The sequence below is a fragment of the Thalassobacillus hwangdonensis genome (assembly GCF_042675915.1).
In the GTDB taxonomy this organism is placed as follows: Bacteria; Bacillota; Bacilli; order Bacillales; family Halobacillaceae; genus Thalassobacillus_A; species Thalassobacillus_A hwangdonensis.
In genome coordinates this window covers 330,027-356,255 of sequence record NZ_JBHTKL010000001.1, presented here as the reverse complement: position 1 = coordinate 356,255, position 26,229 = coordinate 330,027, and the positions used below count along the sequence as shown (strand labels likewise).

Below are 26,229 nucleotides of genomic sequence, written 5' to 3'. Positions count from 1 at the left end.
CCAGCTTACATCCATCCTATTTATCATTGCTTCAATGACAGTTCACGAGACTTTTACCACATAAGAAAGAGCATGAAACCTTAACGATTTCATGCTCAATTCTTTCTTGCTTCCATGTACAGTTTCTTCTATTGTTATCGGGTCCCATTCGGCCCGTACAGAATGCGATTCGTTTTATGTGCTCCATATTTATCTTTTAATTCAAGTCGTTCCACTTCGCGCAGCATTTTTCTGTAGTTCTTCAGACGGGAATCAGAGAGCTCACCTGCCAGTATCGCCTTGTTAATTGCACACCCTGGCTCTTTTTCATGCTGACAATCCCTGAATTTACAACCCTGGCTTAAGCTTTCGATGTCTGAAAATGCTGATTCCACGGCATCTTTATCTGCCCACAATTGTAACTCCCGCATGCCTGGTGTATCGATGAGAATACCCTTGCCCGGCAATATGAACATCTCACGATGCGTGGTTGTATGCTTCCCCTTCTGATCGGATTGTCTAATCTCCTGCGTCTTTTGAAGGTTTTCACCTAACAGAAGATTGATCAATGTAGACTTTCCGACCCCGGAAGAACCAAGAAGTGAAATAGTCACTCCAACTGATATTTCCTGCTCAAGCAGTTCCGAGCCTTCTCCTGTCAGAGCATTCACCGCATAAACAGGTACCCCCATGGCTATTTCTTCGACTTGGGCGATTTTCGCTTCTACATCGTCACAAAGGTCTTTTTTTGTCAGTACAAATACAGGAGAAGCACCACTTTCATATACTTGCATCAAATAACGTTCCATTCTTCTTGGGTTGAAATCATTATTAAGAGCATTCACTAAAAATACTTTGTCGACATTAGCTGCCATGATTTGTTCTTCCGTAGTAGTACCGGCTGCATGTCTCGTTAACAGCGATTTTCGTGCGAGTACATGAGTAATGACCGCTTTCGCTTCATTCTCCAAAGCCTGAAAGACTACCCAGTCCCCTATATGTGGATAGGATCGAACATCCCCTGCCTGGTAATGAAACTTCCCGCTGACCTGTCCGGTGTAGGAACATGCAGCTGTCTTAATAGTGAAGATCCCGTTGCTCGCCTTTGAAATACGACCGATTTTCCCCATCGATTCCTCATGCTGAGCTTTAAAAAAGTCCGTTAACCCTAGTTCTTGCCAATTCAATTCCTTCAATAAAATTCCTCCATTTTTCAGGAGAACATCATCGCGTCATGTGCCCCCTGTTACTCCATTGACATTGGTTACAATTACTGAATTTGAATGTTTTGATTTTTACCATATCCATCACGCTCCTTATTGAAGATATATTCAGTATAGCAGAAAAATCAGAAAGGATTACGAATTACCCTCTTGAAACTGCTCTTTTAGCTGACAGTGCTGCAAACGTGATTGTGATGGCACAAGCAATACCAATAGCAATCACTCCTTGCATCAAATCCCAGAAAATCCAGCCATCGATCAATACCGTGCGCATGCTTTCAAAAATATAGGTTGTTGGATTGATTGTCGCTGCAATCTTCAACCATTGTGCTTCAATCAGCTCATAAGGTACGAACGTCGTACTTAGGAAGATCAATGGAAAGAAAATGAACGTGCCTGCCTGTGCGGCCTGAGCATTTTTCGTCCTTAAAGCTACACCTGCAGAGTAACCGGCAAACGCTAACCCCCATCCTATTGCAATCAATAAGACGAACAGTATTCCCAATCCACCTGTGGCTACTTCCAAACCAAGCAGATAACCGATGCATACGATGATGAGCGTCTGAATAAGTAATTGGAGCATCCCTGCGATGATCGGACCAAGTACAATTGCAAGTCTTGATGCCGGAGTGAGCAGCAATCTGGAAAAATAGCCATTTTCAATATCCTTCACAATACTTTGTCCCGCTCCACCTGCACCGCCGATTGCAGCAGAAACGATCGACACCGGCAGGATGAAAGCGAGATAGTTTGCACCTTCAAAAGCAGGCAACTGGGAAATCCCGCTTAACCCGCTATCATAAACAAGCAGGAAAAACGCAGAAATCATCAAGTTCGGAATGAATGAAAAGGGATTTCTCAGCGTCGTCATGATACTTCTTCTTGTCATTAGCCATGTATCTTTCCATACCCCATTACCCATTTTGAACTTCCCCTTCCTTTGAAGTGAGCTTCAGGAAAATATCATCCAGTGTAGGGGATGATAGATTAATGGTTTCAATTTCAAGACCTGCTTGATCCAGCATCCTGATTACATCCACCATTTTTCTGGTACCATCCTGAGCATAGATATTGAGACTGTTACCAGTCTCGATGATATCTGCTTCAGACATGTCCTGCTGTAATATCTCTTTTGACTGATGAAGATTCTCTTCTGATGGGAAAGTGATTGAAATCAGATCACTTCCTATTTGTGATTTCAGTTCTTTCGGGGTTCCAGTTGCAACAATCTCCCCATCATTGATGATACTGATCCTGTCGGCAAGAGCATCAGCTTCTTCTAAGTATTGGGTGGTCAGAAAGATGGTCGTCCCTTTCACTTCATTCAAACGTCTAAGTTCTTCCCAGATGGCGATTCGATTCGAAGGATCAAGCCCGGTAGTTGGCTCATCAAGAAATAATATGCTTGGATTATTCACCAAAGTAAGTGCTAGGTCCAGCCTTCTGCGCATACCTCCTGAATAATTTCCGATTCTCCGATTCGCTGCCTCGTTCAATTGGACGACATCGAGCAATTCTTCCGTTCTTTTCTTAGATTCAAGTTTATTGAAGCCGAAAATTCTCGCTTGGAGTTCAAGAAGTTCTCTTCCAGTCAGATCGGGATCCACTCCAGTTTCCTGCAAGGCTACACCGATATGCTTCCGGACAGAACCAGGGGATTTTCTGACATCATGACCTGCCACCCACACCTCTCCATTTGTTGCATTGATCAGAGTTGTCAGTATCTGAATCGTCGTTGATTTGCCTGCACCATTTGGTCCTAAAAACGCAAAAAACTCCCCTTCTTTCACATCGAACGACACATCTTTAACTGCGTGGACATTGCCTTTTTTGAAAATCTTCGATAAGTGTTTCACTGCAATCGTTCCATCACTCATATCCAAATCCCCCTCTAATTGTAAGCGTTATTTCCAAATACCTGCTTACGTTATATAATAAGCCTATCTATTCAAAGGAGGAAGTTTAAATGCAAAAAATTCTGAATGTTATTTCCAATTCTCGATCAGGAGGGGTAAAGAGCTAACAAGTAGACATACTCCTCCTGCCATAAGATTCTTATTAGGCTCAGGAGGAAATGAAGTTGAACAAACATACACTCGCGTCCCATAATATAAAACTATTATTCTGGGGCCATTTATTTGGTAATTTGAAATTTCTAACACCAGTACTGACCCTTTTTTATTACGAAAGAGGCCTCGATGCCTCATCTATATTGATCGTCATGCTCTTTTTCAGTATCGGCGTCCTGGTAGGTGAACTCCCTACGGGAATATTCGCAGACAGGTATGGAGCTAAAGCAGCTTTCATCTTTGGATCGATACTGGCTGTGATATCCCATGGCTTGCTGCTCGTAGCTTTTGAGCCTTGGGTATTTTTCCTAAGCAGTTTCCTTTATGGCTTTGCTGCCACATTCTTCAGTGGTGCAGATGAAGCATTGATTTATGAATCGTTGAAAATGAGCGGGGAACAGAATCTTATGGAGAAGGCGATGGGAATCATCCAGTCTGCCGGATTCATCATTACTATTTTCGTCGTTCTGATAGGTGCATTTATTGCGAAGGACCTTTCTGAAGCACAATTCAGGCTATTGATTATCCTGGGAGTATGCTTCCAGTCGATTCAAGTGATTTTGTCATTCAGAATCATCAATCCGGTAACTCAAGGTACTTATAGAGAAAACCCATTCCTACAAATCAAAGAAGGGCTCGCGGTCATCCGGAACAATACAGCCGTCTTATGGATGTTTCTCAATATTACCCTTGTATTCATCCCTACCGCTGCGGTTTTTGAACAGTTTGACCAAAAATTGATGGTGGATGCCGGACTTCCGGTAGCATGGATCGGAGTCATCTATGCAGCAGGTGCCAGTATCGCGTTCATGACATCAAGGTCGATCAGTTTGATCACCTCACGAATCAATCGCATTCATTTATTGAAACTGACTGGTTATACAGGAGCAGCAGGATTATTTATTGTAGGAATGATCGGGGATGTCCTGCCTTTGATCTTATTCATCGTTCTTTTGATGAGGGTTGTAAAAGCGATTCGATATCCCGTCTATTCTCAACTCTCTAATGAATATTTTTCATCAAAGGTAAGAGCTACGACGATATCGTTATTATCGATGACCGATTCCTTATGTGATCTATTATTATTCGGCAGTTTTGCCGGAATGGCGGCCTTTGGCTTTTCCTACATGTTTCTTGCAGGTGGAATCGTGGCAATTATCGGAGCAATGCTTCCGATCAGACAGAAATTCAATTAGGTCTTTGGAACCAGCGTATTGAACACCCTTGTAACAAAATGAAGGATTTTGTCATCTTCGCTCCTCCCTTCTCCCCCTTTCCTGTCATAAGCGATTCTGATTTCCTTAAGGGGGTATAGATATAGTAACAACAGAAGGAGGAGATCCAATCATGATTTGGCTTTGGTTTTTGATTCCACTTGCAGTATTGATTGGAATTGCCGTATATGTAGAAAAAAGAGGACAAAGAATGATAGATGATGCGAATTTGACCCACCAGGATAAGAGGTTGGTAGAGGATAAATATTTGGAACATGGTGCACAGCATGAAGCACAGCATCCGAAGAATCTGTAAGAAGGAAGCGCCCCAATGGGGTGCTTTTTTTCATGACAAATGAAACAGGAAGAGAATTACTTCTCTTCCCTCACCCTTCTCTCTATATAGGCACATAAATCACCAAGCGTCTCAAACTCATCAAAAGCACGATGAACCGGAATTGCATTGACAGTCAAGGGGGACAGATTCCAATAACTGATCAGATCAGCGAATGTAGCGGCAAAACGATTTCGATCCTGCTTATACAAAACGGATAGATTCACAGCAGTAGTCAAATGCTCGACAGGATTATCAAACTCCTGTTCAATATGTTTGTAGACATATTTAACCGTCGTCAAGTAAACCTCATACACTACTCTCTTTTCCGATAAACCTTCTCTCCGCCTCCTTTTCTGCTTATATTGACCAAAATCAACAAGGGTACCCATTCGCTTTCACCCCTCTCGTTTTCCACTAATTTCGACTTTAGCATGTTGAATTCCTGCATGATAATGAATAAATATCAATTTTTTGTCTAATTAACCAAAATGAAGCCATTTATCTTTTGAAATTACAACAGTTACATGGTATTTTTTACATAGTCTTTACAGCTATCATGGTACCTACAAAGGAGAAAAGTTATGAAACGATTTTTAGGATTAGGCTTTATTTGCCTTACATTGTTTGCAGGTTGTTCATCCGAGTCAGCCGCTAATGATGATGATAAGGTCATTGAGCCGGAACTTGCAATTGAGGAAATTGATGAAGCGCCTGCACAGGAGATTCCATCGAAAATACAGGTGACACTTGAGGATGAAGAATACAACATTGAACTGGATGAACATCCAATCCTGGAGAATTACCTTACTACGTATGAAAATACAAAAAAGGTCAATGATCAATTGAACTTCATTCCATTGGACGGAGAGGAAACAACGCATACATACCTGTTGGAATTCGGCTGTCTGGAGAGCGGTTGTTCTTACCTCTATATCGATTTGAGTGAGCAGACGTCCATGCTGCTGGCGGATCTCAGTAAATTAGTAGGGCAATACCCTTCACCTGAAGGACGATATATTGCTATTAAATTCAGCCGTGGTCAAGAAGCGGAAACGGCCCATCAAGTCAGTGTGGTAGATATCAAAAATGACGAATGGCAGAAAATCACTTTAAAGACAGATTCAGAAAATCTGCCATCTTTGACTGCGCCATTCCTATTTCCGATAGCAAGTACCGTTTGGAAGTCAGAAGAGGAATTGGCTGTTACAGTACCTGAATTCAATCAGGAAGAGTCTTTTAATCTACAGGACTGGAAGGAAAAAGGCGAGAAAACAGTGGAAGCAATTTATGAAATCGACTGATAACGGGGTGTAATCATGAACCAGACAATCGAGACGATCCTGAACCATCGCTCCATAAGAAAGTTCAAGCCTGAAAAATTGAGCGAAGAACAAGTCCAGACAATTGTCCGAAGTGCTCAGCAAGCATCAACCTCAAGCTATATGATGGCATACTCCATCATTGGAGTTACAGATGAAGAAGTAAAGGATGAATTAGCAGAAATAACCATGCAAAGTTATGTAAAAAACAATGGGCACCTGTTCATTTTCTGTGCGGATTATCATCATGTCACTTCACAGGCTCCACAATCAACCTATGATAAGATGCTTGCTAACCTGGAAAACAGCGAACATTTTCTCGTTGCTGCCATCGATGCCGCTTTAGCAGCTCAAAATGCTGCAATTGCAGCTGAATCCTTGGGATTGGGTATTTGTTATATTGGCAGTATCAGGAACAACATCTCAAGAGTTGACGAGCTTCTCCACCTCCCCGATCATGTCATCCCATTATTCGGAATGGTGGTGGGGGTACCGGCACATCAACCTGAACAAAAACCGAGACTGCCTCTTAAAGCGGTTTACCACGAGAACAGTTACAAGGAACATCAACAAGAATTGAATCAGTTCAATGAAGAAATCAGCCACTACTATGCATCGCGTTCTGAGAATACCCGAACCGACACATGGACCGATCAGATGCTTCGAAGGTTTACAAAACCGATGCGCATGGATGTTACAGATCACGTAAGGAAAAAAGGATTCAACAAAAAATAAGCATTTAAAAAGACAAAGGAACGATATAGGTTCCTTTGTCTTTTTCATGTCATCTTGTCTATTTTTTTGAAAATCCGAGTTTCTGCACAAGTGGTTTGATGGTGAGCCCTTGTACAATTAGTGAAAATAGAACGACAGAAAAAGTAAGCAGGAGTACTTCTTCTCTTCCTGCAAAATCATTCGGCAAGCTCAACGCCAATGCGATGGAAAGACTTCCCCGAAGGCCACCCCAATTCAATAACAGGCGTTCCTTCTGAGTCAATTCCTTGATCCAGCTTGTACTGATATAGAGAGCAATCGTTCTTCCGACCAAGACAATCAAGATACTCGCAACAATCAATAGCCATTTCCCTTCAAAATCAATATTCCTGATTTCCAATCCGACCATAAGGAAAATCAGCGAGTTTGCAATTAACGTAATGGTATCCCAGAATGTATTGATATTGATTTTCGTCTCTTTCGACATGCCGATTTTTGCTCCATAGTCACCAAACATGAACCCGGCAACAACTACGGCGATTACACCCGATGTATGGAAATGTTCGGCAATGAAATAACTCCCGAAAAACAATAATGCAGAAATCGCAATTTCCAGCGGATAATCATCGAAAATACGAATGATCTGAGAAAAGATGTATCCCATTGCAAGCCCAATCAAGGCTCCCCCCAGAGCAAATTGTAAAAACAGCAGAACTCCACTGCCCAATCCGCTCCATCCCATCTCCATGTATGTCAAAAGATAGATGGAAGATATTTTGAAGAGGACGACGGCGATACCGTCATTGAATAAAGATTCTCCTTCCATGATCGTGGACATTTTCTTTGATACACCAAGGGACTTGAAGATCGATAATACACTGATCGGGTCCGTCGCGCTCATCAATGCTGCAAAGGTAAAGGCTACTATCAAAGGCAAATCAAACAGAAAATATACAGCTCCCCCTATTGTCAAAAAGGAAAGAAATGTACCTATGAACGCCAGCCCCATAACCGTTTTCTTCTGTTCAAAAAGGTGATGGAATGGCAGTTTCAACGTTGCATCTCCTAAAAGGATCGGCAGGAATAAGGAAATGATCGCTGCCTGAAACACTTCGGACTGGGTTATGAAGTTCTCCGCCTCTTCAATAACCGGAATTTCGGTTATTCCCAGCACTAGCCCAACAATGACCAATGCTATAGAATAAGGTTCCTTCAAGAGTTTTGCAATTGCGATGACCGTGATGGATATACCTAATAAAATTAAAATCTGGATGAAAACTTCATTGAATTCGTGCATGTAAACCTCCAAGTATAGAAATTTTTACCATGAACTAATCTATTAATAATCCTATCATACCCTGCACGTGATGTGTAATACACAGCAGAGCAGACTGTTTCATGTAATAAAAAGAGAGGATAAAGTCATGTGACTTCATCCTCGTGCATACATCAAGGAAGGAGCATCAAGCGATTTCCATCCTGCTCTCCGACCGATGTTGTGTGATAGTTACCCTCCACCCAATCATCCACCTGATTGTCATACCACTCACTCCTGAAATGTCCCGACTGTCCAGGTGCTACGATATGCTCCGCTTTTGAAAAGTCATCGGCATCAACCACAAAACGCCAAGGAGCACCATGTGTGACCTTTCCTGTTTCCTTATTATAACCGACCGCCCTTACAGTCACTCTGCTTCCATCGACCGGCAGAGGTTCTTTACCATTATAAAACGGTTCTAAGTAACTGATTGACGAAAGTGGATGTCTGAATTGGACCTGATGCCAGTCTCCCCACTTCCACGAGTCAGGTTCTCCCCCTAACTCTTCGTTCAAATCCTCCACGGTCTGAGTGAAACTTTCATGAATGACACTACTGATTCCACCGGCTTCCTCCACCCATATGGAATCCTGCCCTCCCTGATAGGATCGAAGCAGTTCATCTGTAGTCTGTCCAGAACCATGAAAGAATTCCATCACCTCTTCTGGAATCTGCTCTCCATAGATTTCCTCTTCCAGATTATATAACCAACGATGGAATACTAATGGCTGGGCGAGCTCGGCTTTATCTTCAAAGTTCCACGCTTTCAATTGGCTTACCACTTCCCGACCTTTCTCATCCAATTTTTCCTGATCAAGCTGCTCTAGAAGAAATGGTAAAAACTCTCTTGCCTGCAAATTCAATGTATCCAATTGCATGTTTTTCATATCCTCACTTGTCAAACCATCCTTTTGCTCAAGCATTTCCGCAATTCTCTGATAGCGGTATGGCTGAGCCCAATTATTGCTTAAGTGATAAGGGTACGAATCCCCTGCAACCTGGTTATTGGCGGTAGCAATATAGCCTTTTTCGGGATTGAACACTTGAGGCAGTTCATCAAATGGAATGAATCCCTTCCATTCATCTTCTTCTTCCCAGCCACGCAACGGTAATAGAGCGTCATCGCCATTTTCATAGATTGGAATCTTTCCGTTCGCTTTATATCCGATGTTTCCATCGATATCTGCATAAACGAAATTCTGCGCTGGTGCGAGAAATTTCTCCAAACCCGTTTCGAACTCCTCCCAATTCTCAGCCTGGTTGATTTCAAGAACTGCTTCCAGCTCTGTCGTCGAATCAAGAGCCGTCCATCGCAAAGACATCAGCATGTCGCTATCACTCTCAACCGAAAACTCAGATACAATTGGTCCGTGTCTCGTTTCGGTTACCTGATAATCAATCGGTTCACTATCCTTCACTGCAATCGGTTCGTCATGAACCTGCGCATCCACCCACTCCCCTTCATACATGAACTGTGTTGGATTCTCCGGATTCCGCTTTTCCAAATACAATTGCTGTACATCCGGCCCGACATTCGTCACTCCCCATGCGATGCTATCGTTATGACCAAGGATAATCCCTGGGATGCCGGCAAAAATCACTCCTGATACTTGATAATCAGGTGCTTCCAGCTCCATTTGGTACCAGATTGACGGTGAAGCCAGTCCTAAGTGTGGATCATCTGCCAATAACGGTTTTCCCGACTTCGTTTTGTTTCCACTTACCACCCAGTTATTGCTCCCATTAAAGGGATCCGGCATGACTGCTCCTTTGAAACTTGAAGCAATATCGACCACTTCCGTCTCATTGATGATGGATGGGGCCTTGTCTGGATAAGAAGGAAACAGCTCATAAGCCTTTTCTTCCGTAAATGTATTCAATAGATAGTAGTTGAACGCCTGACGCTCCCAATGACCACCTAAATCAAATGCCATGTACTTGCCAATTGTCAGGGAGTCTACCGGTGTCCATGGCTCCGGCTTGATTCCCATCAACAGAAATTCAGGCGGCCATCTGTTCTCTGCTTCGGTTTGCTCGATATATGTATTCACACCTTCAGCATACGCTTCCAGCACTTCTACCGCTTCATCCGAATAAATCGATAAGGACTTTTCCGCTGCTCTTCTTAAACCAAGTGTACGGAAATATTTATCCTGTTCAACCGTGGCCTCCCCGACCACCTCACTCAACGTTCCTGAAGCCTGCCTTCGTGCCAATTCCATCTGGAACATACGATCCTGCGCCTGCACGTATCCTTGGGCTAAAAACAGATCATGAAGCGATTCGGCTTTAATATGTGGTACCCCAGTATCATCGCGGATCACCTCTACCGGATCTTCCAATCCAGGAATATTCGCTTCTCCTTCTACATTCGGCAGACTCCTATTCACATAGACTACGGCTACCGTAATTACCGACGCAATCAAAACAACTACGATGATTGAAGTTATGATCAGCGCCTTTTTCCATCGCTTCATCCCTGGCCTGTGATCCTGCTGAAGCTGTTTAGCTGCTTCCATCCCCCGTCACTCCCAATCTAGCATTTTCTTCCTATTATACCCTAGTTTCAGAATATTGGAATAATTAAGCGCGTAGCCTATGAGTTAGATTAAGGCAATCCAAACACGGGTACATCAAAGAAGAGAGACCTAATGGAGGTGTATCAATTGGAAAAGATAAACATTGGTAATACGGATATAGAATCTAGCAGAATCGGCCTTGGAACGTGGGCCATCGGTGGCTGGATGTGGGGCGGTACAGATGAACAGGATTCGATCCGCACCATTCATGCTGCGCTTGATAAAGGAATCAACCTCGTTGACACTGCCCCTGTTTACGGATTTGGAAAGTCAGAAGAAATTGTCGGTGAAGCACTCCGTCAATATGGGAAACGGGATGAGATAAAACTTGCTACTAAAGTAGGCTTGGACTGGAAAGATGGGCAGCCTTTCCGTAATGGAAGTAAGGAAAGGATCCACCAGGAAATTGAGGATTCACTTCAACGTCTTCAAACAGATTACATCGATATCTATCAGGTGCATTGGCCTGATCCTTTAGGACCAATCCATGAAACAGCAGAAGCATTACACTACCTTTATAAACAAGGAAAAATAAAAGCAATCGGTGTCAGTAATTTCTCGCCGGAACAGATGGATATTTTCCGGGAAGCTGCTCCCATCCACACCTTGCAGCCTCCATATAATCTATTTGAACGCGAAATCGAAAGAGACTTGCTCCCATATGTAAAAGATCACGGAATCACCACGATTTCCTACGGATCTCTTTGCAGGGGGCTGTTAAGCGGTAAAATGACGAAAGACCAGGAATTCAATGGCGATGATTTGCGTAACAATGATCCTAAATTCCAGCACCCACGCTTCCAGCAATACTTGGATGCAGTAAAGGAGCTTGATGCACTGGCACAGGACCGTTTCGGAAAACGAGTCATTCACCTTGCATTGAAATGGGTGCTTCAGCAGCCTGGTTCAGGAATTGCTCTGATGGGAGCAAGAAGACCTGACCAACTGGATCCGATCGATCAATTGGATTTCACCATCGATGAGGAAAGCATGCATGACATCGATGAAATCCTGCTAAAGCATGTAAAAGACCCTGTCGGACCTGAGTTCATGGCCCCACCCGACAGACATGAAATCGAATAAGCGACATTAAAAAGAGCGAATCCTTGTGAAGGGTTCGCTCGTACATATGATTGGACGGATTTGCAGGAATCTTTTAAAGTATAAAGGTATAAAATTACCTGAAACTAATCTAGAGATAGATTTTTACTGGACGGAGGCTTCAACATGGTTGATATTATTTTATGGATCATCATCCTGATTTTGTTTGCATTGAGCTTTGCAAGTATCATTTTCCCGATCATTCCAGGTCCGTTGGTATTGTGGGCAGGCTTTCTTATCCACTTCTTCTTCATCGAAGGAAGTGGCTTATCCACCTTATTCTGGATTGCGATGGTCACATTGACGGTGCTACTAATCATTTCAGACATCGTTGCAAATAGTTATTTTGTGAAAAAATACGGGGGAAGCAAATGGGGAGAACGTGTAGCCGCTATTGGAGTCATCATTGGCTCATTCATCCTGCCGCCACTTGGTATCCTGATCATCCCATTCGTTGGTGTATTGATTGTCGAGCTGCTGCAGAGCAGGACAACAAAAGAAGCATTCCGAGCTTCGTTGGGTTCCTTATTTGGATTCCTTGGCGGATCGGTAGCGAAAATCGCGATTCAGGCTTTAATGATCATTTGGTTTCTTATCGAAGTATAAACGAGACAGGGATTTCCCTGTCTCATTTTTTATTTTAAATATCTCTTCTCAATGCACGCAGCACATCAATCTTCGTAGCTTTTCGTGCTGGTTTCAGTCCAGAAAGCATTGCCACCCCTATACTCAATAGAATACATAAAACTGCTAAGTATGGTGGAATGTAGGAAAGCTGAATTTCTTTATCAAGTGTTTCATTGAACGCCATATCTATTACGATCGGCAACGCAGCATTAACTCCGATGCTGATGACATATGCTGCAACCAATCCGACGATTGCTCCGATCAGGCCGATATAACCACTTTCAAGAAGAAAGATACTCCTGATCATCCGAGGATGACCGCCGATCGCCTTCATGATACCGATATCCTGCGTTCTTTCGGTGACAGCCATCGACATCGTATTATAAATACCAATGGACGCAATCAACAGTGCGATTGTTCCAATGAAAATCAAACCGAACTTCACTAATGCAAACACTAAATTCACCTGTTGCAATTCTTCAGTAACCGAATAGATGAAGTACCCTTGATCTTTCAGTTGTTGTGAGATTCCTTTGACGTTTTCCATGGAATTAGCAATTACATTTACTTCTTCATATTCTTTAGGGCCACTCAAGCTTTTCAGATCTTCCACATGTTCCTCCGGCATATCCGGTGTAATCATCTGCCCATAGCGTGTCCCGGTAAAGGCTTCGATCTGAGATAAGACTTTTGAAGATATCAATACCTCAGTATCTCTCATCCAGTCCCTAGATGGTGCTTCGGTTACACCGACTACAGTCAAAGGAAAGCTTTCATCCACTTTTTCCCCATCTTCAAATTGACTGACGACAAGATTGATCTCTTTTCCGATCAGACTGTCTGCTTCATCATAACCATAGGCATCTTTCACCTTGCCTTCTGAATTGTACAGCCCATCTTCAGCATCAGCTGATTCTGAATAAAGTTGTTCGATCAGGTGATAACCGACAATCACTTCATTCTCCTTTTCAGGCATACGTCCCTCGAAAAGTTTGAAGCCAGCTTTTATCTCTGATGGATAATCAACAACAACAGCGCCGGTATTCGCTATGTATCCGTCGAGTTGAACCATAGGGTCATTCATCACCCGTTGTTTTCTGGAAACAGCTTTTACATTCGGAATATCTTCGAAAGCGGCAATATCCTCATTCGTAATTCGCGGGCTTTCTCCCTCATCCACTTCAGATTTACCGTGGACATTTATTTCTGTAATGACTCTGTCTTGCGTGATCTCATTCGTAATGAATTTCTGGGCACCGAATCCTACCGAAGCAAGAACGATAAGGAAAGCACAACCGATTGCTGTAGCCAGAATCGTCATGAATACACGGGATTTATTTTTCTTCAGGTTCTGACTGATAAATCGTCTTCTGTCCTTGAACTTCATACAGCAACCGCCCCCTTCGAGATACGCCCATCATCCAGCCGGATCGTACGATCTGCAATGGAAGCCACTTCATCATCATGCGTAACAATCACGAACGTAATGCCTTCTTCTTTATTCAATTTCTTAATGAATGACAGCAGTTCCTCTTCCGTCTCTGAATCTAGACTTCCAGTCGGTTCATCAGCAAGAATGAGTGGCGGGTTGACGATGAGTGCTCGGGCGATTGACACTCTCTGTTGCTGACCTCCTGATAATTCAGATGGATAATGCTCCTCATACCCCTGTAAACTGACTCGTTCAAAAATTTCTTCCACTTTTTGTTTCCGTACCTTTTCCGGAATGCCTTTCATTACAAGCGGGAGCTCCACATTCTGAGCAGCAGTCATACTAGGAATCAATTGGAAGCTTTGAAAGATGAACCCTAAGTGATTCAGCCTGAAGTCCGCCCATTCCGCTTCACTGTACTCAGTTACATCCGTGTCCGCGATCACCAATCGTCCTTTCACAGGTTTCAAATACCCGCTCATCAAATTAAGCAGCGTCGACTTCCCTGATCCACTCTTCCCTACAATCGATATGATCTCACCTGATTTGATAGAAAGATTGATATCTTTCAAGATCGGTATTTCTTTTTGCTTTCCTTTCTTACCTATGTAAAACGAATGGGAAAGTTGTTCCACCTTTATCATCGTAAATTCCTCCTGTTTTCAAACTTCACTATATAGACGAGAAGAAACGGAAAAAAGACTACAAAACAATAAAAGTTTTTCAGACATTCGGAAATAACACTGAAATTCTTTTGACAGGTTGAATTAAATTAGGTAAATTAATATATGTACGAACAATAAATTGTTAAAACTTAATAAATATTCGCTTTTAGGAGTGTTTTTCATGGAAAATGTATTTGATTATGAAGATATTCAGTTAATTCCTGCGAAGTGCGTTGTTGATACTCGCTCTGAATGTGATACTACTGTCACGCTTGGCAATCATACGTTCAAACTTCCTGTAGTACCCGCCAATATGCAGACGATCATTGATGATCACATCGCTACATACATGGCTGAAAATGGTTACTTTTACATCATGCATCGCTTCCAGCCTGAAACGAGAATTGAATTCATTAAAAAAATGCAGACCAGAAACTTGATTGCATCTATCAGTGTCGGGGTGAAAAAAGAGGAATATGCTTTTATACGTACTCTTGCGGATGAAGGGTTGATACCTGAATTCATCACCATCGATATCGCCCATGGACACTCTGAATCTGTCATTGAAATGATCAAACATATTAAAAGCCATTTACCTGATAGTTTTGTCATTGCTGGAAATGTCGGTACACCAGAGGCAGTGAGAGAATTGGAGCATGCTGGTGCAGACGCGACCAAAGTAGGTATCGGACCCGGAAAGGTATGCATTACGAAAATCAAGACCGGCTTCGGAACAGGAGGCTGGCAGTTGGCTGCACTACGCTGGTGCGGGAAAGCCGCAAGCAAACCGATCATAGCGGATGGAGGAATCCGGACCCATGGAGATATTGCAAAATCAGTCCGCTTCGGCGCATCGATGGTGATGATTGGATCCCTGTTTGCAGGTCACGAGGAATCCCCTGGAGACACGATTGAAAAAGATGGAAAGCTGTACAAAGAATACTTCGGTTCTGCATCCGAGTTTCAAAAAGGGGAAAAGAAGAACGTTGAAGGTAAAAAGATGTACGTCGAGCATAAAGGGTATTTGAAGGATACGTTGGATGAAATGGAACAGGACCTGCAGTCTTCCATTTCCTATGCAGGCGGCAACAATCTCGATGCCATCCGTCATGTTGATTATGTAGTCGTGAAAAACTCGATTTTCAACGGTGACAAAGTTTATTGATACGACACTCTATAAACCAGATAAACAGGCGGGCCTATTTCGGCTCCGCCTGTTTTTTCATTTCCATCTTATTGTTTGCCCATACCTTTCAGGAATTGAAGCATCATCGTGATGCTTCGATTGATTTCAGGATCTTTCAACGCTTTAGCAAGGTCCAGGAAACTCGTTTTTGAAGTAACTTCCTCTGTCTCTGCTGCCTCTAGTCCTTGATTGACTCGGTCTGTCACCTGACGCATTGCCTTCACATCGATATCCCCAAGTAGGAAAACGAGATCAGCAAGGTTCTCCAGCACTTGTGAATATTGTGGTTTATTCAACTCTTTCGCAAAATAACCGATGGCTTCTTTCTTATGCTTCGACAATGCATTCACACTGTCCAGCGTACCGCCCTCATCCAACGTCTTCAGCAATTGAATTCCTTTCAAAATCGAATCCTTATTATCAGAAATAGCCTCTTTCACTTCCTGCATGTCCTGATCGACCTTTACTTCACGTGGAATTTCTTTACGCTTGATCGTTGTTATCGATTTAGCCATTATCCTTCACCTGATTTCCTGGGTATTGATAATCGGAGCGTTTCCACTTCTCTTCAATCTTCACGCCGATTTGAGGCTGCGGATTTCCTCGGCGATGATTGTTTGGTGGAATCGGCGATTTCCCTTTCTTTTTCATTACTTCCATTTTTACAGCGATTTCTTTATACGCTGGGGTATTGCTGTCTTTATCGACTCGATTATCAGTCAGGTAGTTGACCGCTGACTTCCCGTTATCATTAAGAGGCAGGAAGACCTCTTTTCCACGGACGCGATCTGTTACCGTGACGACACCAGTCGCTTCTCCCGCTTCTGAAATAAGTTTAATTTCAGCACCCTCTTTGATTCCCCGCTCTTCAGCCAGTTCTGGAGAAACTTCGATGAACGCATTCGGTGTCTTTCTGGCGATTCCTTCTGACTTATAGGTCATGTTGCCTTCATGGAAATGCTCGAGCAGACGTCCGTTATTCACATGAAGATCATATTCTTCATTCGTGTCGTACTTCAACTCGAATTCCAGCGGATATAGCTTTGCTTTCTTATCTTCGAATGGAAAACCATCCTCGAACAGGCGCGGCGAATCGGTTCCGTCAGCTGCAACAGGCCATTGCAGGGAATCATAACCTTCAAGCAAATCGTACGATACGCCAGCGAACATCGGAGCGAGACTTGCTGCTTCTTTCATGATTTCCCCAGGGTGTGTGTATCCCCAGTCATAGCCAAGTTCTTTTGCAATAGCCATCAGAATTTCCCAATCCGGCTTTGAATCCCCTTTAGGTTCCAATGCTTTATACAGACGCTGGATCCTTCGTTCCGTATTAGTGAATGTGCCATCCTTTTCAAGACTCGGCGCTGCTGGTAGCACGACATCCGCATATTCTGCCGTACTCGTCAGGAACAAATCCTGTACGACGAAAAAGTCCAGCTTTTCAAAAGCTGCTGTCACATAGTTGATGTTTGCATCGACGATCCCGGTATCCTCACCAATGACAAACATGGAGGTAAGGTTGCCTTCGTGGATCGCCTCGATCATTTCATGGTTGTCCATTCCGAATTCGGCTGGTAGTTGGACACCCCACTCCTTTTCGTATCGTGCACGAGCTTCATCGTCCGTCGTCTTTTCGTACCCAGGGAAGAAGTTCGGCATGCTTCCGAAATCACTGCAGCCTTGTACGTTGTTGTGGCCACGTAAAGGATAAGCTCCAGTACCAGGGCGACGGTAGTTACCTGTGATCAGCAGCAGGTTTGAAATTGCTGTACTCGTATCACTTCCACGCATATGCTGGGTGACACCCATCGCCCAGCATACGGCTACTTTTTCTGCGGATGCAATATCTTCAGCGATAGCAATCAATTCTTCTTTCGGAATTTCTGTCATTTCTTCCGCATACTCCATTGTGAATTCTTCGAGACTTTCGCGATAGTCATCAAATCCATTCACCCATTCATCAAGGAAGTTCTTGTCTTCCAGGCCGTTATCTAATATATACTTGGTGACTGCAGACAGCCATATGAGATCTGTTCCTGACTTCGGCTGATGGAAACGGTCTGCCCGTTTCGCCATCTCGTGCTTTCTCAAATCGAAAACGAACAGCTTCTGGCCAAACAGTTTCTGAGAACGTTTAATTCGTGAAGCTAAAACAGGATGTGATTCTGCTGTATTGGAACCGATCGTAATTACAAGGCTCGCCTCTGCGATATCATTAATCGATCCAGAGTCACCGCCATGACCAACCGTGCGGAACAGTCCCATCGTTGCAGGTGTCTGGCAATACCTTGAACAGTTGTCGATGTTATTCATGCCGATTACCTGTCTAGCTAATTTCTGCATCAGGAAAGATTCTTCATTCGTCGCTTTTGAAGAAGAAATGAAACCCAGTGCATCCGGCCCCTTTTCATCACGGATTTCTTTGAATCGTTTGGCAACGTATGCGATCGCTTCGTCCCATTCCACTTCCTCGAATGCGTTGCCGCGACGGATCAACGGCTTGGAAAGACGTTCATCACTATTGACGTAATCCCATCCGAATTTCCCTTTCACACAGGTGGAAATGCCATTCGCAGGTGATTGGGCATGTGGTTCGACTTTTAGTACTTTCCGGTCCTTGGTCCACACATCGAAACTGCAGCCAACCCCGCAATACGTACATACAGTTTTCGTTTTTTTGATTCTTTCTTCCCTCATCGCCGCTTCTGTATCCGAGACAGCGAACAACGGTCCATATCCTGGCTCCGTTTTTTTCGTCAATTCAATCATCGAACGCAGGATACTAGGTTCCTGGTCAGTCAGGAATCCTGCTTCCCCTTCCATTCCTACCTCCATCATCGCGTTACATGGACATACAGTAGAACACTGGCCACAGTTGACGCAGGAGGATTGGTCCATCGGTACATCATTATCCCAGATGACCCGTGGTTCTTTTCGCGCCCAATCAATCGTAAGTGTTTCATTTACCTGGACGTCCTGACAAACTTCGACGCATCTTCCGCAAAGGATGCACTGGTTCGGGTCATAACGATAAAATGATCCGGATCGATCCGTTTCATAGGAAGTCGCTTTGTACTCTTTCCCCTGATGTTCCAGACCGAAGTCTGCAACAGCATTATGGATTTCGCAAGTGCCGTTGTTGTAATCACAGACGGTACAGTACAATTCATGTTTTTCAAGTATGGTATCGAGTGCAGCCTTCTGGGCATCATGGACGCTTTCCAGATTTGTCATGACCCTCATTCCAGGGCGCACCTTCATCCCGCAAGCCCGCTTCAGTTCCCCGTTCACCTGGACGATACAAGTGTCACATGTTTCAATCGGCCCAAGCGATTCGTTATAACAAATTTGCGGGACCTTTTCTTCTGTCGTGTTGATGAGGTCAAGCAAGTTCTGGCCAGCATCTGCTAAGTATTCTGTTCCATTAATGGTGACAACCGTGTGCTCACGCTCCATCAATAGGAATCCCTCCCTTTTCATCTCTGTTATTTTCCTCTATATAAGTATCCACCACCCGGTGTGGATGGGTGTAAACGTTCATACGGTCTTTCCTGACAAAACCGATTGCAGTTATGTTCAAATCCTCTGCAAGCTCCAAGGCTAAGTGTGTCGAAGCAGATTTTGATAAGATAAGGCCTACCCCCATCTTGGAAACCTTCAGTAGAACCTCTGAAGAGATCCTGCCACTGAAAATGACGATTTTATTTTTCAACGCTATCTTTTCACGAAGGACATAACCATATAATTTATCCAGTGCATTATGTCTGCCAATATCTTCATATCCATATTCCAATCCATCTACAGATGCAATGGATGCCTGATGGACCCCACCTGTTTCATGAAATAGACCGGAAGATTGTTGAAACGCTTTCATAAGAGATTCGCATTGTTCTGGTGTTATCGTTACATGTGAAATGACCGTCTTCGCTGTCTTCGCATCATTCTGAAAGTAAAACGACCTGCTCTTCCCACAACAGGAGCTGATCCAGCGCTTATCCGATTTCACTTCCGCGGTGGGCATCCGATCCATTTCCACATAAGCAAAGCCTCGGTCCTGATCGATACTAAGCGAATTTATATCCTCAACGCGTCGAATCACACCTTCGGAAGCAAGGAAACCAATAACCAGCTCTTCCAGATTCAAAGGTGTGCAGACCAAGGTAGCAAATTCCTCGCCATTGATCATCAATGTCAAAGGATATTCATCGGCAACCACATCACTATCCGGCTCTCCTCTTCCACCTTCGAATCGCCACATTTCTCTCTCTTTAAATGCTTTCTCCATTGTTCCCCCCCTGTTGCATAAAAATAGTTCAATACCAACCTTTTACCTAAATTGTACAAACTGAAACTTATTCAGACCTATTAAACAGTTTTAGAGTCGAATATCTTACACAATTCAACATAAGTCCCTGTATTTCCTTGTTTTGATGAAAAAGTATGCCACGCAAACGATTAAGGTTATAAAGCCCAATGCGACATTCCCTATCCCCCCATACCATCCAATTACGGTTGGGTAATAGCTTTCAGATAATAAACCTGCGTGTAGCATCGTCATTCCCATCATGCCATTCTCCACCATACTGAATCGACCGAATACTTTACCTAGTTGGGCGGTCGGTGTTTGAATCATTATTGCTGAGTCCATTGCAGCATTTCCAATTCCGCCAGCTAACGCTACAAAGACAAACATCAGACATGCCATAATAAAATTGTCTGTCAGGCCGAGAAGAGCTTGAAAGACTCCTTCCACAATAAGAAAGAGAGCTACCACAAACAGGAAGTTTCCACGGAACCATTTTGAGAAAATCGCACTTGATGCAAGTCCAGCTCCCAGCAGACCATAGAATATACCAATCCCTAAATCCGCTAACCGGAACACATCAAATGCATATAAACTGATCAACACATTGAAGATACCGTCGAGAGCACTGGCTACTGCAGCGATGGCAAGGAATGACCAAACTATATTTCCAGCTTCTCTGTGCGCTTTAGAAACATGTGGAGTTTCTTTTTCTGATCGCGTTGGAAAAGTAATACCTTTGATCATCGTACCTGCAAGTAGAAAGGAACATCCGTTGATCATGAACGAAACATCCCTGCCTAAGTAATAAGCTACACCTCCACCTGTAATTGATCCTAAAACAAGAACAACCCCGCTCATAACTTGCTCTAGTCCGTTCACTTTTGTTACATATTTAGTAGGAACAAGTTCTCCTATTCCACTTTTTCTTACCGGTTCATAAATCGCTTGACCGCAAGCTAACAAAAAAAGAGCTGTATAGATGATCCATAATTCTTCTTTACCGTTCACGAACAGGAAGCTAAGCGCAAGTGGGACCCTCGCAACGTCTGTTACAACCATTAGCTTGCCTTTATGAAAGTGATCTGCCAAATATCCTCCTACTGGTGCGAGAATCAGAAATGGAATGATCCTGATCGCCAACGCAGCACCTACTGCAAGTCCAGAACCAGTCAACGACAAAAGCAATGAAAGCGTAGCTACTTGGCTGAAACGGTCACCGATTCCATTGACTACACCTGAAAAGAATAATCGTTTATATGCGTCGGTTGAAAACATATACTCAAACACCTTATTTCATGATTATCTAATTAAATATTTATCTAATTAGTAGGCAAAATTAAAAGGTAACGTATGATTCTGTTACCTTTTTTTATTCGGATGATTAAAATACCACCGGCCACATTTCTTTCGGATTCAATTCATATTGATTGTTCTTCCTGTACATGAATTGCTGCATGATCCATTCCCGTCTTATCGTCGCATAATCCGGGTGGAACTTTTTGATATACTCATTCACTTCTTTCTCCTCATATACCTTCCCATGCTCGAATCCCCGAACGAAATATGCGAGTACAACCAACTTCTTCTTCAGTTGACTTGGAATCTGTTTCAGCTCCCCTTGAGCAGATACAAAATTCTTTACGATCGTAAGCTTTTCTTTTTCTGTTACTGCAAGTTCTTCTTTTTTCACTGGATCTTCCCCTCCCAATCTCAAAATTGCTTGTGCGTGAAACTCTAATTTTTTCTGATCCAAATGGAAATAGATGGTGTTCTTCTCTCTCCGTGCATAGATGATTCCCGTATCCTTCAATTTAGCTATATGATGGGTGATCGTAGGCGGACGCAATCCAAGTTTATTAGCAATCGCCTGCCCGTGCAGAGGACCACTTTTCAGTAAAATGATGATTCTTATCCTTGTCGGGTCGCCTAAGGCTTTGTGGAATGCTACTACTTTTTCAAGTTGCATGTTGTTCCCCCTTTTTTATTAGATATTAATCTAATTAGATATTATTCAAATTAGATGGTCTTGTCAACCTTATCCATAAAAAAAGCACCTGATTGTCAGTCAGGTACTTTACAAAAACCGCTTAAATATGCTGTCGGATCAACTCTCCAAGTCTTCTTGCCAATGCTTTCGGTCCTTCTTTCAGGTCCGCTTCTGTCAGATGCAGTCTTACATTGCTCTCATCCATTTCCAGCGCTTCAGCAAATAAACTCCCCAGGCCACGTACTTTACGATCGACCTGCATAAACAGATCCAGCCCGTCGCCAGTGAAGTTGAAAATCAACTCCAGCTCATCTAAATGACCACGGAATTCTCCACCAGGGTAAAATTCAAATTCCTGCACGTATCCTAAACGCTTGGAATATTCCATTTCCACTTTACGCATCTGGAATCCGAGCTCTTTCTCTACTGCGTCCAACACATTCAAAACATAAGGATGCGCAGATACCGAGATGGGATCTCGATCATTCGGATCAAGGCCTCTCGGGATATCCAGTCCTGTTTCGAACCAGACAGGAATCCGATTCATCGTAACAGGGGTTTGGTATGGGAGAATGACGGAAAAAGGTACTACCTTCTCTTCCTGCTCACCGATAGTAATGTTCTGAGCAACATGGTACCTCTTCAGTTCCACTCGTTCTTTCACTTTCCGGTCGTTTACCTCACGTACAGCCTCCGTCATCAAAAATACACGGATGCCGTCAATCTGCTGCTCGACGTTCCCTCCAGTGATTACGATGCGTCCGCTCACTTCTTCTCCAGGAAGGAATTGATCTTTCTCCAGCTGTAGGTCCACCTTTGCTGCGCCTACCCCCATACTTGCCATCATTTTCTTAAACATATACTCACCTCATTTATTTTTTGTTGAGACTTTTGAATGACTCCTTTTTAAATCTATTCTGCAAGTCCGTGGAATTTCCCTTTTTACTGTCACCACTTCAAATGTTTTATTTTTTCCATTATGGGAATCTTGTCTATGAAAACAAACCTAGAAAGGATGTTAGGAAATGAAGCCTTTTTTAAGAGAATACACAAATGATGAAAAATTGATGGAAGACGTAAAGAAAATTAAAGAGGAAGGCATAGATAAAAACCATGTCTATGTGCTGTCCCATGATGATGATCGTACAGAAAGGATAGCTAAAAACGCGGGCGCAAATACAATCGGTTTTTCCGAGCAGGACTTCAAGAGCGCAGTCGGAAACCTGTTCAGTAAAAAAGGTGATGAATTGAGGACGAAACTTCAGGAAATCGGATTCTCCGAGCATGAAGCAGAAACATACGAAGAAGATATGGACGAAGGAAAAGTACTATTGATCGTAACAGATGATAAAGCTAGCCGTTTATTTGCATAAGTGAAAGACCCGATCAGATTCTGATCGGGTCTCTTTATTTAGACTAGGTTCCAGGGCGGGAAATTGAGGTTCGCCCGTAAATCTAGATTTTCGCTCATAAATCAGAAATTCCGCTCACAAATTCGAAATATCGCTCATAAACACCTCAAAACCGCTCACAAACCTGAGATTTCGCCCATAAACACCAGAGCCCAGATCAAGCACCAGCATTAAAATCAATAAGTGGTGAACCAGAACAGCTTCTGAATTCGATATGTCGCATTTCTAAGGAACGTAAGGTTATCCTGATATTCATGATAGTCGGCAGTGTAGTGACCGTCTTCATTCGACCAGATCCTGTTGAAATAAGCGTTGACCTCCTGGAATACTTCTTCTTCAGATGGTCCGGTTATTTTCACATCCGCTTCCAAATTCAGATCGTCCAGATTCCGGTTCGTATAGTTGGCGGATCCGCCAATAATCACATCTTCTTCCGGCTTATCAACATATAACAATTTGGTGTGGAATTGTTCGATATTGACATCGTACCACCTGAGATTCATATTCTCACTGTCCAGGTCATTCAGTTCACTTGCAACAGGCAAGTTCGGCAGCCCTGTCTTCTCATGGCCAAAGGCTGTTTTATTCGGGTCCATCACGATATTGACTGTAGCTCCCCGTTTAGCTGCATCCTTCAATAATTCAATCACTGTCCGATCGGCAAGGTAATACATTCCAAGCCAGACGGTGTCCTCTTCTTTTACATTCTCAAGGGTTTCAATCACCCCATCATAGATTTTACCTTCTGTAAGGAATTGTGCCTTTAAAGGTCCGGAAGTCTCTTCGAACTCGAGTTCATCAATATCAGGAAAGTCCGCTTCGCCTGAGTAATCAACAACCGCTTTTTCTGCTTCCAGAATGTCCTTGATGATCGGTCCTGTCACTTTGAACGAAACGTTTTCATGGAAACCACTCGCATTGTGCGGGTTAGCCGTCTGAACGATCGCAGCGTCTTCCGTTACCAATACTTTACGGTGATTCGCTTTGATATTCATCAATTTCATATAAGACCGCAATGTGACATCGGGGGCATTTTTAGCGAAAGGATTGGCAATCCATCCGTCACCCTCCTGACCGAACCATTGGATGAATGTACGCCACAGTGATGAATATAGAGGATTCGAGTCGCGCAGCTCATTCAGATCCGTAATGACAACATCGACCCCATTATCACGCAGTCGATCGATCGCTTTCGATTCATAAGAGTGATACACCGTATTTACCGGGTCCGTGATGAACACGGCCTTCAAATCCGGATGCTTCTCTTTCTGTGCTATGATAGCATTTGTAAGATTTTCAGATATTTCGGGGAAATTATATTTCCCATCGGTATATCCATTGAACAAAAACATATCTGCTACGATGAATTCCTCCGCTTCCCCGATCGTCCTGTACAATTCCTGGAACACCTGTCGCTCCTGGACATGCTCACCAGCCGCATTTTCGTATGTCAGATCATAAAAGAACTCGATATCATTCAGCTCATGAACTTCGCCTTCATAGGAAATCCCATCCGGTAACGGTTTGAATGCTGTATGATATGCAATGACAACTCCTAAGTAAATCATGAATGCGATAAGTACCCATACTTTCTTCTTCTTAAAAAACCTGCGTATCCGCCCCAAACATTCCGCCCCCATTTTCGTATTATATCTACCTTCTATTTACACCAATAAATGGAGATTCAAACATGGGTAATTATTCCTCAGACGAAGCACATGAATTGCATAAGAGTTTCCCATCAACATGTTCTCCATCCAAGAAGCCATCCCGGCAATATACATTGTTCCCACATCGCTCACATTCACCGACAAGTTCGATCATCGACAGGCTCCTTCCTTTCGACTTCTTTTTATCTACACTAACACAAAAGCCTCCTCACCAAGGGTGAGAAGGCTTGATCGTAAGCTTATGCCTGATTTCTTACTTCATTCGTATTCGTATAGGTTGAAACGTTATCGTTATTCAATAAGATCCTTGGCTGCTTGGCAAACAGGAAGCCAAGTCCGATCGCACAGATGATGGCAGATGGAAGCATGTAGGATCCATTGTAGACAAGAGAATAGATCCAGACAGGTCCTTCTGCATACTCTGCAAAAAATACGATTCCTGCAATATAGTGAGCAAGAAACCGGAACGTACTGCCTACAAAAATCCCCAATGAAACATATGTCCAGAACTTTTTCATTTTCTTCTCGCGCAATGCATTACGCACACCTGCTGCAAATAGACCAGCCAAGCCTAGTACCGTAAAGGCAAAACCATAATCGATGAGCCCTTGAAGCGGCGTATAGATCTGTCCTCCGGTCAATACTTGGAACAAGCCGTATAAGAAACCGGAAAGCAATCCACCTTTAATTCCCCATCGGAACGCGACGAGGAAAATCGGGATCATCGCAAAGGAGATCGATCCTCCTTGAGGCAGTTTCACCGCTGGAATCAAGTCCAGCATCGTCGCCATCGCTGCAAAGATGGCAACCTCCACCATGAATAGTACTCGCTTATTTCTCATTTGTTCCCACTCCCCTTAATTTTTGGCAACAAAAAAAGCAATGCCAAGGGGAAGCTTCCTGATGGACGGGTCCCGTAAATGCATTGCACCATCAAAAAAGCCACCATTCCTACGCTAGAATTAACTAACAGGTTCGAAGGGTCTGAACGGATGTCCACTCTCAGCCATTAAAGGCTCCCCTTGAGGGCTTTGAAACCTATGCTTTTTTTGCTTATATCTATTATAACAAATCACAGAACCTAATCAACG

At 43.3% G+C, this 26,229-nt stretch carries 24 protein-coding genes and 1 riboswitch; of the genes, 8 read left to right on the top strand and 16 right to left on the bottom strand.

Translation table 11 applies throughout. From position 1 onward, the window contains the following. Nucleotides 1–134: 134 nt before the first annotated feature. From rsgA to ACFQ2J_RS01885, 3 genes are all read right to left on the bottom strand, one after another. On the bottom strand, nt 135–1,175 hold the full coding sequence (gene rsgA / locus ACFQ2J_RS01895) for a ribosome small subunit-dependent GTPase A (RefSeq protein ID WP_386056070.1): 1,041 nt from the start codon (nt 1,173–1,175) through the stop codon (nt 135–137). A 169-nt stretch (nt 1,176–1,344) separates the two neighbouring features. Beyond that, on the bottom strand, nt 1,345–2,124 hold the full coding sequence (locus tag ACFQ2J_RS01890) for an ABC transporter permease (RefSeq protein ID WP_386056068.1): 780 nt from the start codon (nt 2,122–2,124) through the stop codon (nt 1,345–1,347). Continuing rightward, complete coding sequence (locus ACFQ2J_RS01885; protein WP_386056066.1) at nt 2,117–3,079, bottom strand: ABC transporter ATP-binding protein; 963 nt, start codon at nt 3,077–3,079, stop codon at nt 2,117–2,119. Before ACFQ2J_RS01885 ends, ACFQ2J_RS01890 begins: the two co-directional genes overlap by 8 nt. Nucleotides 3,080–3,282: 203 nt before the next feature. Here ACFQ2J_RS01885 and ACFQ2J_RS01880 point away from each other — a divergent pair, with 203 nt between their 5' ends. Both ACFQ2J_RS01880 and ACFQ2J_RS01875 read left to right on the top strand, forming a co-directional pair. Then, a complete protein-coding gene (locus ACFQ2J_RS01880) occupies nt 3,283–4,467 on the top strand; it encodes an MFS transporter (RefSeq protein ID WP_386056064.1) in 1,185 nt (394 codons plus the stop codon). Nucleotides 4,468–4,618: 151 nt separating this feature from the next. Continuing rightward, nucleotides 4,619–4,801 carry a hypothetical protein gene (locus tag ACFQ2J_RS01875; protein WP_386056062.1) on the top strand — a complete coding sequence of 61 codons (183 nt, stop codon included), beginning with the start codon at nt 4,619–4,621 and terminating at the stop codon, nt 4,799–4,801. 56 nt (nt 4,802–4,857) lie between these two features. On the opposite strand, the gene ACFQ2J_RS01870 is transcribed toward ACFQ2J_RS01875, so the two are convergent. Next, complete coding sequence (locus tag ACFQ2J_RS01870) at nt 4,858–5,211, bottom strand: hypothetical protein (protein ID WP_386056061.1); 354 nt, start codon at nt 5,209–5,211, stop codon at nt 4,858–4,860. A gap of 192 nt (nt 5,212–5,403) precedes the next feature. On the opposite strand from ACFQ2J_RS01870, the gene ACFQ2J_RS01865 reads away from it, so the two are divergent. Next, a complete protein-coding gene (locus tag ACFQ2J_RS01865) occupies nt 5,404–6,123 on the top strand; it encodes a hypothetical protein (RefSeq protein WP_386056060.1) in 720 nt (239 codons plus the stop codon). Between the two features lie 15 nt (nt 6,124–6,138). Continuing rightward, nucleotides 6,139–6,876, top strand: a complete 738-nt coding sequence (gene nfsA / locus ACFQ2J_RS01860; RefSeq protein ID WP_386056059.1) for an oxygen-insensitive NADPH nitroreductase — start codon at nt 6,139–6,141, stop codon at nt 6,874–6,876. A 58-nt stretch (nt 6,877–6,934) separates the two neighbouring features. Here the strand turns inward: nfsA and ACFQ2J_RS01855 are convergent, their stop codons facing one another. Together ACFQ2J_RS01855 and ACFQ2J_RS01850 are read right to left on the bottom strand one after the other, a co-directional pair. Further along, nucleotides 6,935–8,152, bottom strand: coding sequence for a cation:proton antiporter (locus tag ACFQ2J_RS01855; protein ID WP_386056058.1), 1,218 nt, complete (start codon nt 8,150–8,152; stop codon nt 6,935–6,937). A gap of 152 nt (nt 8,153–8,304) precedes the next feature. Next, on the bottom strand, nt 8,305–10,692 hold the full coding sequence (locus ACFQ2J_RS01850; RefSeq protein ID WP_386056056.1) for a penicillin acylase family protein: 2,388 nt from the start codon (nt 10,690–10,692) through the stop codon (nt 8,305–8,307). Between the two features lie 147 nt (nt 10,693–10,839). On the opposite strand from ACFQ2J_RS01850, the gene ACFQ2J_RS01845 reads away from it, so the two are divergent. Both ACFQ2J_RS01845 and ACFQ2J_RS01840 read left to right on the top strand, forming a co-directional pair. Further along, nucleotides 10,840–11,835, top strand: coding sequence for an aldo/keto reductase (locus tag ACFQ2J_RS01845; protein ID WP_386056054.1), 996 nt, complete (start codon nt 10,840–10,842; stop codon nt 11,833–11,835). A 144-nt stretch (nt 11,836–11,979) separates the two neighbouring features. After that, complete coding sequence (locus ACFQ2J_RS01840; protein WP_386056052.1) at nt 11,980–12,459, top strand: DUF456 domain-containing protein; 480 nt, start codon at nt 11,980–11,982, stop codon at nt 12,457–12,459. A gap of 34 nt (nt 12,460–12,493) precedes the next feature. Here the strand turns inward: ACFQ2J_RS01840 and ACFQ2J_RS01835 are convergent, their stop codons facing one another. Together ACFQ2J_RS01835 and ACFQ2J_RS01830 are read right to left on the bottom strand one after the other, a co-directional pair. After that, nucleotides 12,494–13,867 (bottom strand): ABC transporter permease, encoded by a 1,374-nt coding sequence (locus tag ACFQ2J_RS01835; protein ID WP_386056050.1) that lies wholly within the window; start codon nt 13,865–13,867, stop codon nt 12,494–12,496. Further along, nucleotides 13,864–14,556, bottom strand: a complete 693-nt coding sequence (locus ACFQ2J_RS01830) for an ABC transporter ATP-binding protein (RefSeq protein ID WP_386056048.1) — start codon at nt 14,554–14,556, stop codon at nt 13,864–13,866. The genes ACFQ2J_RS01835 and ACFQ2J_RS01830 overlap by 4 nt, the downstream gene beginning before the upstream one ends. A gap of 202 nt (nt 14,557–14,758) precedes the next feature. Between ACFQ2J_RS01830 and guaC the strand changes: the two genes are divergently transcribed. Further along, nucleotides 14,759–15,742, top strand: a complete 984-nt coding sequence (gene guaC / locus ACFQ2J_RS01825) for a GMP reductase (RefSeq protein WP_386056046.1) — start codon at nt 14,759–14,761, stop codon at nt 15,740–15,742. 68 nt (nt 15,743–15,810) lie between these two features. On the opposite strand, the gene ACFQ2J_RS01820 is transcribed toward guaC, so the two are convergent. The 6 genes from ACFQ2J_RS01820 to ACFQ2J_RS01795 form a co-directional block, all read right to left on the bottom strand. Further along, on the bottom strand, nt 15,811–16,278 hold the full coding sequence (locus ACFQ2J_RS01820) for a DUF1641 domain-containing protein (protein ID WP_386056045.1): 468 nt from the start codon (nt 16,276–16,278) through the stop codon (nt 15,811–15,813). Further along, nucleotides 16,271–19,219 (bottom strand): formate dehydrogenase subunit alpha, encoded by a 2,949-nt coding sequence (fdhF, locus tag ACFQ2J_RS01815; RefSeq protein ID WP_386056043.1) that lies wholly within the window; start codon nt 19,217–19,219, stop codon nt 16,271–16,273. The genes ACFQ2J_RS01820 and fdhF overlap by 8 nt, the downstream gene beginning before the upstream one ends. Beyond that, on the bottom strand, nt 19,209–20,048 hold the full coding sequence (gene fdhD / locus ACFQ2J_RS01810; protein WP_386056041.1) for a formate dehydrogenase accessory sulfurtransferase FdhD: 840 nt from the start codon (nt 20,046–20,048) through the stop codon (nt 19,209–19,211). Before fdhD ends, fdhF begins: the two co-directional genes overlap by 11 nt. 114 nt (nt 20,049–20,162) lie before the next feature. Next, nucleotides 20,163–21,344, bottom strand: coding sequence for an MFS transporter (locus ACFQ2J_RS01805; protein ID WP_386056039.1), 1,182 nt, complete (start codon nt 21,342–21,344; stop codon nt 20,163–20,165). Nucleotides 21,345–21,450: 106 nt separating this feature from the next. Then, the gene (locus tag ACFQ2J_RS01800) at nt 21,451–22,035 is read right to left on the bottom strand and encodes a DUF2087 domain-containing protein (RefSeq protein WP_386056037.1); all 585 of its coding nucleotides are present in this window, start codon (nt 22,033–22,035) and stop codon (nt 21,451–21,453) included. Nucleotides 22,036–22,156: 121 nt separating this feature from the next. Beyond that, the gene (locus ACFQ2J_RS01795) at nt 22,157–22,915 is read right to left on the bottom strand and encodes a sporulation protein (protein WP_386056035.1); all 759 of its coding nucleotides are present in this window, start codon (nt 22,913–22,915) and stop codon (nt 22,157–22,159) included. 166 nt (nt 22,916–23,081) lie between these two features. On the opposite strand from ACFQ2J_RS01795, the gene ACFQ2J_RS01790 reads away from it, so the two are divergent. Continuing rightward, nucleotides 23,082–23,429: a general stress protein gene (locus ACFQ2J_RS01790; RefSeq protein WP_386056033.1), complete on the top strand. Its 348-nt coding sequence runs from the start codon at nt 23,082–23,084 to the stop codon at nt 23,427–23,429. A 215-nt stretch (nt 23,430–23,644) separates the two neighbouring features. On the opposite strand, the gene ACFQ2J_RS01785 is transcribed toward ACFQ2J_RS01790, so the two are convergent. Next, the gene (locus ACFQ2J_RS01785) at nt 23,645–25,093 is read right to left on the bottom strand and encodes a phospholipase D family protein (protein WP_386056032.1); all 1,449 of its coding nucleotides are present in this window, start codon (nt 25,091–25,093) and stop codon (nt 23,645–23,647) included. Nucleotides 25,094–25,377: 284 nt separating this feature from the next. Beyond that, nucleotides 25,378–25,980 (bottom strand): energy-coupled thiamine transporter ThiT, encoded by a 603-nt coding sequence (gene thiT / locus ACFQ2J_RS01780; RefSeq protein ID WP_386056030.1) that lies wholly within the window; start codon nt 25,978–25,980, stop codon nt 25,378–25,380. A gap of 89 nt (nt 25,981–26,069) precedes the next feature. Further along, a riboswitch (TPP riboswitch) is annotated at nt 26,070–26,171 on the bottom strand. Nucleotides 26,172–26,229: the final 58 nt, after the last annotated feature.

Bases quoted from the DNA above. Each gene is read 5' to 3' on its own strand.
- ACFQ2J_RS01820 (WP_386056045.1), bottom strand. From the start codon at position 16,278: ATGGCTAAATCGATAACAACGATCAAGCGTAAAGAAATTCCACGTGAA.
- ACFQ2J_RS01830 (WP_386056048.1), bottom strand. From the start codon at position 14,556: ATGATAAAGGTGGAACAACTTTCCCATTCGTTTTACATAGGTAAGAAA.
- fdhF (WP_386056043.1), bottom strand. From the start codon at position 19,219: ATGGAGCGTGAGCACACGGTTGTCACCATTAATGGAACAGAATACTTA.
- ACFQ2J_RS01885 (WP_386056066.1), bottom strand. From the start codon at position 3,079: ATGAGTGATGGAACGATTGCAGTGAAACACTTATCGAAGATTTTCAAA.
- ACFQ2J_RS01875 (WP_386056062.1), top strand. From the start codon at position 4,619: ATGATTTGGCTTTGGTTTTTGATTCCACTTGCAGTATTGATTGGAATT.
- ACFQ2J_RS01800 (WP_386056037.1), bottom strand. From the start codon at position 22,035: ATGCAACTTGAAAAAGTAGTAGCATTCCACAAAGCCTTAGGCGACCCG.
- ACFQ2J_RS01850 (WP_386056056.1), bottom strand. From the start codon at position 10,692: ATGGAAGCAGCTAAACAGCTTCAGCAGGATCACAGGCCAGGGATGAAG.
- fdhD (WP_386056041.1), bottom strand. From the start codon at position 20,048: ATGGAGAAAGCATTTAAAGAGAGAGAAATGTGGCGATTCGAAGGTGGA.
- ACFQ2J_RS01805 (WP_386056039.1), bottom strand. From the start codon at position 21,344: ATGTTTTCAACCGACGCATATAAACGATTATTCTTTTCAGGTGTAGTC.
- ACFQ2J_RS01840 (WP_386056052.1), top strand. From the start codon at position 11,980: ATGGTTGATATTATTTTATGGATCATCATCCTGATTTTGTTTGCATTG.
- ACFQ2J_RS01795 (WP_386056035.1), bottom strand. From the start codon at position 22,915: ATGTTTAAGAAAATGATGGCAAGTATGGGGGTAGGCGCAGCAAAGGTG.
- ACFQ2J_RS01890 (WP_386056068.1), bottom strand. From the start codon at position 2,124: ATGGGTAATGGGGTATGGAAAGATACATGGCTAATGACAAGAAGAAGT.
- thiT (WP_386056030.1), bottom strand. From the start codon at position 25,980: ATGAGAAATAAGCGAGTACTATTCATGGTGGAGGTTGCCATCTTTGCA.
- nfsA (WP_386056059.1), top strand. From the start codon at position 6,139: ATGAACCAGACAATCGAGACGATCCTGAACCATCGCTCCATAAGAAAG.
- ACFQ2J_RS01855 (WP_386056058.1), bottom strand. From the start codon at position 8,152: ATGCACGAATTCAATGAAGTTTTCATCCAGATTTTAATTTTATTAGGT.
- ACFQ2J_RS01835 (WP_386056050.1), bottom strand. From the start codon at position 13,867: ATGAAGTTCAAGGACAGAAGACGATTTATCAGTCAGAACCTGAAGAAA.
- guaC (WP_386056046.1), top strand. From the start codon at position 14,759: ATGGAAAATGTATTTGATTATGAAGATATTCAGTTAATTCCTGCGAAG.
- ACFQ2J_RS01865 (WP_386056060.1), top strand. From the start codon at position 5,404: ATGAAACGATTTTTAGGATTAGGCTTTATTTGCCTTACATTGTTTGCA.
- ACFQ2J_RS01870 (WP_386056061.1), bottom strand. From the start codon at position 5,211: ATGGGTACCCTTGTTGATTTTGGTCAATATAAGCAGAAAAGGAGGCGG.
- ACFQ2J_RS01790 (WP_386056033.1), top strand. From the start codon at position 23,082: ATGAAGCCTTTTTTAAGAGAATACACAAATGATGAAAAATTGATGGAA.